We start from the raw sequence: 8,919 nt of genomic DNA on the forward strand, positions 1-8,919 counted from the left end.
GATTGGCCTTGAGTTCGGGTAATGTAATCGCGCAGGTATATTGTCCAGTCCGCGGATCAACTTGGCTTTGGATAAAGTTTAAAAAATTAAAAGCATTAGACGATACAGTGGTGGAGATGGCCATGAAGAGAGCCTCGTTGCAACCAGGGAAGGGGGCGGTATATTGATAGTGGATTAGTTGACAGGCTGGGAGCGCTCGATATAGACACAGCTGATTCGTTCGTTCAGGTTTTTATTAGCGTATTCTGATCCAATAAATTTTTCTTCCATGCGAGTATTCTTTTTGGAGATTAATCCGCCGACATTAATGTTTCTCAAACCATCAATAGTCGTTTCTCGAGGAATCGATGCGCTCCAGTCAGTGGGGTTTTTGGTGGTTTTAAGTTTGAAGTAAAAAACACTAGGGGCCTGAGCGCCATTGCACCAAGCGTTATCATAAAACTGAATTAATGTGGCGGACGGTACATTTTCAAGCCAGAACGAGGAGACGGAATCATTCTCGCAATATTCACTGCTGGAACTAAAGTCGAATGTTTTTGAAGTTTCCGGGACGGCCAATGTACATTTCTCGGCACCTTTGTCATCGATTAAGTGTATGAGTCCATAGGAGTTATGAGTTGCCTGTGGCGTTGTGGTGGCAAAACAATTGATGGTGAAGAGCATCACGCCTGCGCAAAATGCAGCCATTGGAAATGTAGAGTTGTTCATATATATATAGCCTCATTGGTTGTCCACGAAAAGTGGGATTTGAAATTGCCTTCATCCCGACTTTAGCACCTGTGAAGGCCTTGGCAACCTAGTACTTCTGCTAGTACACAGCCTGAAAAATAGGGCGTACAACATGAACCTAATAGTCAATTTTTCAGTGGGTAAACTATCCACTTACACATTTATTACAAGGAACAGCGCCATGGCAGTTGGTGATTTGGATGCACCCGTCATCCCGCTTTTAATCAACAATACGATTGATCCACAACACTTGAACGGTGGGCCCTTGAACACCTATGCCAAGTACGATAACCCACAAGGCGGCGATGTGATTTATCAGAGTTGGCTGGGTCGTAAAGAAAACGGATATCCCGTTGATATCAAGGACACACCGATTTTTATCGACCCGTCGACAGAGGGAGAATTGGGTTTTTTAATGACGGTGGCCAATGACTTGGTAGTGTCATTGAATAAAGGACAAGTGTTTTATTCCTTTTATCTTGAACGGGCTAACGGTGACCCCAGAGAAGAGTCCAAGAGAATTCATTTTGGTGTCGGTCCAGTGGGTTGGCTGTCGGCACCACAGATAAAAGAGTCGCATGATAATCAGTTGGACCTTGACGCGCTCAAAGCCTATGCAATGCTTGCGATAGTGCCTTATAACGTTATGTCTAATGGCGATAAGGTCAGGGTTATCTGGAAAGGGACGAAGGCGGATGGTAGTGATGGCAGTACTGTGAATCTGCCCGTCAAAACGTTGAGTGATACGGATACTGACCGAACCAATAATCCGGGGCAAGTATTGAGTTGGGATGTGCCAAAAGCCAATTTTTCTCAGTTGCGTGGTGGGTCCGTCACCCTGCATTACGAGATCACCCATGCGTCTAGCCCTTCCGGTCCAGTGACTGTTTCGACACAGCGCACCTTACTCATCACAGCGCCAATAAAGCCTGTGTTGGCTGCCCCCAGTGTCAAGGACCTGACCGGTACTGAAATCAACCCGGGTCAGTTCCCTAACGGCATCCGTGTTGTGATTGCAGCCTATCCAGACATTCGCGTCGGCGACGATGTGCTGGTCTATGGCACAGGTAGTGGTGCTAACAAGCACACCATTCAGTTTTTGAAGATCGACTCATCCAATATCGAGACTGGTTTAATCGAATTGCCGATTAGCAATCAGTGGTTACTCGATAACAGGGGAAGCCTCGTTAGCTTGCGTTTTCAGTACGCCCGCGCTGACGCTTCAGGTTCAAGTGTTCCCCTGGAACTGAAGGTGCGAGAACCCTTGGTGCTGCCGCCCCCGACAGTGGACGCAAGCGTCGTCATCGCAAACAGGACTGAGCTTGATCCAATAGTTGTGATCAGCGGCGCACTCATTACCCTTCCCACGAATGTCATAATCGGCGAAGGTGATACCGTCATTGCCTATTGGAAAGGCTTTGATGACAAGGGGTCATGTGAAGTAACAGAGCCCAGTCAATTGAACCCGATGAAGTTCAAAGTACCACCTACTGTCATCCCCTCGAACTTCAATAGAACAGTTGAAGTGACGTACAGCGTATCAGGGCAAATGGCTGAACCCTCTCTGGCGCTTTATATTCAACCGCTGCGCAACCATCCTTCTATAACCTGTGAGGGGGCTCAAGTCGGTTCTCCAGCGACGTTGAAACTGTCGGATATTCCTGGCTCAGGCGCTTTAGTAAAGATAGGGAAGTGGCCTTTTATCTCGACAGAACAAGCCGTTCGTTTGTGGTTGACTGCCGGTGGCATAGGCGAACTCGACCTTATAGCGGTGCGCGACGTATTGCCTGACGAAGTTACAGGCGGTGTCTCGGTTCGCTTGCTTAAAACACAGCTGGCCGGTATTGCACTTAATTCGACATTCAGCTTAAGGGCCAGTGTCAGTTTTGATGGCGGGAATACGACAACGCTATTTAACAAGATATTGACCTTAAAGTTGGTCGCATAAGCCGAGGGCGGTGTGAGTGATATTCGGTTAAGTACCTGTCCTGAATTAATGGGTGCTGATCAGTTTGGTTGAAGCTGTTGCAGCATTTAAAAATGCTGCGACTTGCAACTAATTAATCATTAAGTGGAGTAGATTCTCGTGGCTAAAATGACGTTGGCTGAATTAACAAAGTCGTTGCAGAATAAGTCTTCAACGTACGGCTGGGATGCTTTGACTCTTTATGATCAACGCAAGGCCAACGAGCTGCTACAGCAGTTGTATGTTGAACGATTTAACACCGAGGATGGCTATATCGAACCCGCCTCGATTGTCGCCTCTTGGGGGGATGGCAGTTATAAAGAGCACATCTTCAATCTGAAATTTAGTTCGCCCCGTCTTTCGTTTGAGCAGTCGTCCCCCGAGCTTGATCCTCGCGCCAGGTTAACCCTGAATATGGTTGGCGGTATGATTGTTACTACCGCAGCAGCCTTGGGGGGGGTTGTCTATGTCAAGAGGATTATGCAGGTACTGCCTGTTAATAGTCCGCAATTATGGATGGATCAGCCGATCACTAAAGGCAACGTCAATGGCGTGGGTGATGTGATCATCGATCTCGACCAGGCCGATACCTTTATGGCGACCTTTGTTATTGGCGATCTGGCCCAAGACGACGTGGGTCGTCGCTTTAAAGAGTATTTTAACTCTTTACCAGCGGCGCAAAAAAAATTCTCACTTGGCACTATAGATGGGCATGTCAATGGGGTGTTGACCCCTAAAAATTTTGAAATAAAGGTAATGAAATCCGCACCGGCCGCTTTGTTGAACGATTCAGAATATGGTGATGGCGCCGTGATGTTGTTTATCACAATGGAAGGAGGGACAGCGGGCACCTCTTTTCCAAGCGCAAGCGCGACTTACCTCATACCCGCAGATGAAGAAGGCCATAAGTTTACCGGCTCAATGTTGCTTTCGAGCCGAGTGCTGGCTGAGAAAATTTTAAAGCCCGCCTTGGAGAAATCTATTGGCAATGGGCTTATTTTGCAATTGTCCGACACCGGTTCTGATGCTGCCTCAACGCTCAAAGCAAGCGCCGGTGGAGGCGATATTACCGAAAGAGTTGTCTACAAATACTGGATGAACGGGGCCGAATGGGGTTATGAAGCGGATGCGTTCTCTAAATTAAACCCTTTGCGCTTTGAGTTTTCAAATACGGCTAATGACAACTATGGCTTTGGTATCACGTATGGAGAAGGGGGGGCGTCGATCGAGTTAAGTTGGAGTAACTCGCTGCCTGGCAAGTGTGAGGTGGACACGGTTGCAATTGATGATCCTGAAAATGTTGATTTTACGTGTACCTTTAATATTGCGTTGTCGCTGAAGCTTAATCTTGACGTAGAGACCAATAACGTCAAATTTAGTGAGGTGACAATAGTGAGTGAAAACTATGAGGTGGCGTTTGCCAGTAAGCCAGTCGTTCCCTGGAATTTGGACGGTGAAGCTGTCACTAAAAAATTCATCACTGAGAGTATTCGCGGTGCAGTCCGAAATACTCTCGATGATATTGAAATTCCTGATATCGACACTTTTTTACTGCGCAACCTTTTATTTCCGGGTCATAACGCTTTGCAACTTACGGCGGCATCTGTACCCGGCGATTTGGCCGTCTTTGGGCAAATCGATCCCTTGCGCACCACCTCAGTCATCGCCCCGATAAACTCGACCATTGAGGCGGGCAGTACCCTTCAGTTTTCCTTGCTGCCTTTACCCGCTGACATTACATGGACAGTGCGTGATGTGGATGGGGAAAATGATCAGGCGGGCTCATGCAGTTCGACCGGTTTGTACCAGGCCCCGACTCAAGATCAAATTAAAGAGGGTGCTATCACCGTTGTGGTGACTGCAAAGGGGACACTGAATGGGCAGCCAGTGCAAAGCTCTGCTCTGGTGTCGGTGCTCCACAGTGCGATACAAATCAACCCACTTTATTCCAGTTGCGATACCAATAATACGTCGGTGCTTGAAGCAACGGCATTGAGCGGGGAGACACTTGAGTGGGTCATTGAGACGCCGCAGTGGGGGTCAACACTCTCCAAAGTGGAGGGGAACCCGGCACTACGTGTGTATACCGCCGGGGATGTTAAGGATACAGAGGTGCCTTACCCCATCGATAAAATTAAAGTGACAGATAAAAAGAATAATGTAAGTGCTGTGTTTTATGTCTGCATCAATAAAATCCTGACTACGATGCCCGTAGCAATGGACGAATCAAGCACGCCTGAAAAAGGCAGTGTGAAATTTAATTTGATAGGTAATAAGGGTCCTGTTGAGTCAGGGCCACAACTCACATGGAGTGTGCTGGAAGGACCGGGTGCCATTGATCCTGTCACGGGTGTTTATACCGAGCCTGCTGAATTAATACCGGGTAGCTTTGTAGTTGTCATGGCTGCTTATGATTTAGATGTTATTTTTTTGTATGGCTCTTTAGCCATTCCGCTACCGCTCTCCAAATATGCTGAGCTTGCTGGCCAAGTAAGCAATACGGTGCTGTCCACGCATGCTGAGTTTGTTGCGAAAAAGAGCAATACAGTGCGCGGGCAGTAATCAGTTTTAGCCTTATTTGGCGTGCAGCTGGCGTCTCATAATTGTTTTAATATGCTTTATAAGGAATTTTATTTATGCCCGGTTATTCGTTGGAAGAACTCGTTGAAAGAATGCACGGTAAGTCCATTACCTTGGGCTGGGACGCTCTGGTTTTTATGAATCGCACCAAGGTTAATAGCTTGCTGGAGCAGCAGTACGTTACGCGTTTTGAGAGTACCAGCTTTTTGAAGCGTATTTTTGGCGTCGTACCAATGACACCGGATGGAGGAGAAGTATTCGAATTGGGGGGTGTCATATTAAGTCACCCGCGTCTGAGTTTCGAAACAGCGTCGCTGCGTGACTCTCGGGTCACAGCGACTATGGATGTCGTTTCTGGCACATCCTCGTACAGACTCAAGGGCTCTAACCAACTGCCGGGTACCGTCCTCTATAGCTCCACAATCACTGCCCAGCAGGGTTTTACTTTGACCATGGATATCGACTTGAAGACTGCGTCAGGTACGGTCAGTGATACAGGCAAGGTCATTTTTGATATTGGCGATGGCTATAACTGCCGTTGTAATCTGGTTGCAGAGCCTAAGGCCCAAGAAACGCTGGGGGATTTTTTCAAAGACCTGTTCATGGAGCAAAAGCCCGAAGATCGAATTTACGAGTTGGGCACTCTGGATCTGAAAGATGCGGGTCTGCTGGCACCTAAATCATTCAAGATCAGGACCATGGCAACCGATGAAGGTCGCCTTCTTGGCTCCGACAGTTATGGTGACGGGGCGGTGGTGCTCTTGGTCAACACCAAGGGCAATCCGAATGAAGGCAATGAGCCGACGGGCGAATCATTGGACTATCTTATTCCCAATGACATTGATCCTGTAACAGGCAAGCGCAAGTATTCAGGGGCTTTGGTGTTGGCTAGCCGTGTACTGTTTGATTGGTATGTTCAACCTGATCTGGAGCGGCAACTGGGCAAGGGGCTTAAATTTGACCGAGAGTCAAACTCTCATGATAAGGCGCGATCATTAAGAGCCAGCATCGGTAGTATTAAGATTCCGGATGTTTTGCTGGATTGGTCTAAAGATGCTAACGATTACACAATAGCCAATCTTGGACCGGTGGGGTTGAATTTTAGCAGTGTGACTCGTGAGGCGGCGTTGATTGTAGAGTGTGAGTCAAGTGGTCGGGCCGCCATTAAAATGAATAATAAGCAAACACAAGCATTTAATCTGCATGGCTTTAATCCTCTTATTATTCCTCCTCAGCCGCAGCATAGGGATTGGCCTTTCAATATCTATGCTTCGCCTGCCGTAAATATTTATCTGGACGCCAAGGTGGGTGATAAAAATAGATTCACATTGCAGAAGGCATCCGATTCAACAGCCTCCTGCTCAGTAGATCTTACAGAGTACTACGCTCTGGGTTCTGAGCGTCTTCATGAGAATTTTGATACTGACTTTAAAAAACAGCTTGTTGAACCTTTAGAGGCACTTTTTGGCGCGTTCGATGTCATTGACATGCCTGATGTTTCCGTTCTCGCTATTAGCAACTTACTCTTCCCTGAACAGAATGCTTTACAACTGACCGAGGCACGCCTGCCAGGGGATTTGTTGATGATCGGTAATATCGATCCGACAGAAACCACTTTCACTCTTGATCCGTTGTTACCGATTATCAAAGCGGGTGAGAGCCAAGCGTTTGCAATCAGACAAGTGAATTTTAGAGCTCCCGATGTAACCTGGACTGTCAGGAGTATTGATGGCGAACAGGCGCTAGGTAGTGTCAATCAAGAGGGCGTGTACACTGCACCTGACGTGTCGCGACTCGATGGCACCGCTGTGCGTAACGTGGTGACAGCGACTTATCTCGATGAGGTTAGCCAAAAAAAGGTGACTGCTTCGGCACTGGTTACCGTCGCAATTACGGGTGTGGCGGTGACACCGGCGATGTCGCTGATCGATATGGATAATCGTAAAGAGGTGTCGCTTAAAGCCTATGCATTGAGCGGTTCCAGCCTGACCTGGACCCCGCGCGGTGATCGGGGTAGCTTGGTCTGTAATGGCAACGAGGCGGTTTACACACCACCCTCGGGCAGTGCGGCTAATGGGCTGGAAACTGTTTTGATTGACATTGTGGACAATGAAACACAAGAGGCAGCAGTTGCAACTGTCCTGCTTCGCTCAGGGGCGTTTTCATTGGGGGTCTTTCCAAACTTTCATCCGGGTGTCAGGCCGAACCGTCAGGCAGTTTTTAACATTCCAATGGAAAACGGGGGAAATCCAACAATAGAGTGGGAGGTTATTGCTGGAGAAGGGTCAATAACAGAAGAGGGCGTTTTCACCGCGCCACCCATTATTATCGCGCCCTATAGCATTGTAAAAGGTACATTAGCGGACGTTGTTTCTGGTTACAGTATCGTTCATTTGTCTGAGCATGCCCGGCAGTCAGAGTGGCTTTCGTATGATGTTTTCGATTTTGAAGTTACACCGTCAGCGCCTACGGTGTACGCCAATGGTCTACAGCAAGCCAAAGTTGTGGTGCGCTTCAAAGCCACTGACGTAAATGGTGTTAAGGTGAAGTTATCGCAAACGGAGTACGACAGTATTTGTCTTGTGACGGCCGAGCAAAAAGTACCCTTGCCCGAAGTGGGAGAGACGGGTGTCCCTGAAGGCGGTAAGTGGTATTACACCGAAGCCAAGAATACATATGATACTTATCCACATCAAAGCCTAACTTCTGCAGGTGGTGTGCAGGCGCCTGAGCCTGTAGAAATTGAGGTCAAGGAATTTTTTGTTCAATGCCATAACGTTGAAAATTTACGTATTGCTGCGAAGTTGACCAGCGATAGCTATCAAGAATTCTACTCTAATCCTGATAAGAATGACGGTGAAGTCAATAACAAAGTCATTAATCTCATCGCCGTTAAACCTCCCGCAGGCGGATCGGTTGGCAGTGTCGTGTTCACGTTTGACAATGGCGACTCTTATCCAACACGTGTGGAAGGGCCGGGCGACTATGACGATGTTTTAGACACGTTGGATTATTATTACTTGAAATTGGTTGTCAAGTCGGAGCTGGTAGCAATAAAGAAAATCGTATTTGAGAAAAATTCGAGTATGGTTAAGTGGGAAAGCGACACGACTCTTGAAGATATTCACAGTGTCGTCGGGTATGCGTTTGGCGATGATAAAAATGATCAGGGCCAAATGAGATTGCATGTCCAGGATGAGGTCATGCGGAAATTAACGTATCAGAGCAATCTTCCGAAAAGCATCGTTATTTCTGGCAAAGAACCACCTGTTGGCCAAGTGTTGTTTAGTTTGCAGAGACGTCAATATTGGCAATTTGACAAGTATGTAAAATCCGATTTTGATACGGCAATACCACTTGTTGTTTACGATGCATATGGAAATAAACACACGCTGCGAATCACCTTTGATGGTGTTAATCGAAACAGATTGAGCATCTTGGCATAGTCGCGTCAAGCCTTGAGAGGGCACCTGCGCAGGCGGGTGCATCTTTGTTATATATCCAATAGTGGGAGCTCATTATGTCTACGTCGACGTCCGTGCATTCTAATGCATTTAATTTTATGAGTTACATACAAGGGCAGGTTGATCCGCGGACTGGACAATATACCTGCGCGATTACATTGCCTGAACTCAAGGCCAATA

The 8,919-nt window shown here is 47.4% G+C and carries 4 protein-coding genes; 3 read left to right on the forward strand and 1 reads right to left on the reverse strand.

Going from position 1 to position 8,919, the window contains the following annotated elements; genetic code table 11:
- Positions 1–174: 174 nt before the first annotated feature.
- Complete coding sequence (locus QMX84_RS24930; protein ID WP_278941795.1) at positions 175–708, reverse strand: hypothetical protein; 534 nt, start codon at positions 706–708, stop codon at positions 175–177.
- A gap of 133 nt (positions 709–841) precedes the next feature.
- Between QMX84_RS24930 and QMX84_RS24935 the strand changes: the two genes are divergently transcribed.
- The 3 genes from QMX84_RS24935 to QMX84_RS24945 all read left to right on the forward strand — a co-directional run bounded on the left by QMX84_RS24935 (position 842) and on the right by QMX84_RS24945 (position 8,721).
- On the forward strand, positions 842–2,677 hold the full coding sequence (locus QMX84_RS24935) for a hypothetical protein (RefSeq protein ID WP_282365038.1): 1,836 nt from the start codon (positions 842–844) through the stop codon (positions 2,675–2,677).
- 138 nt (positions 2,678–2,815) lie between these two features.
- Entirely contained in the window at positions 2,816–5,257 is a 2,442-nt protein-coding gene (locus QMX84_RS24940; protein ID WP_282365039.1) for a hypothetical protein, read from the forward strand.
- A 74-nt stretch (positions 5,258–5,331) separates the two neighbouring features.
- The gene (locus tag QMX84_RS24945; protein ID WP_282365040.1) at positions 5,332–8,721 is read left to right on the forward strand and encodes a hypothetical protein; all 3,390 of its coding nucleotides are present in this window, start codon (positions 5,332–5,334) and stop codon (positions 8,719–8,721) included.
- Positions 8,722–8,919 lie beyond the last annotated feature (198 nt).

Origin of the sequence: Pseudomonas sp. PS01297 (assembly GCF_029959305.1) — a bacterium.
GTDB classification, from domain to species: Bacteria; Pseudomonadota; Gammaproteobacteria; order Pseudomonadales; family Pseudomonadaceae; genus Aquipseudomonas; species Aquipseudomonas helleri.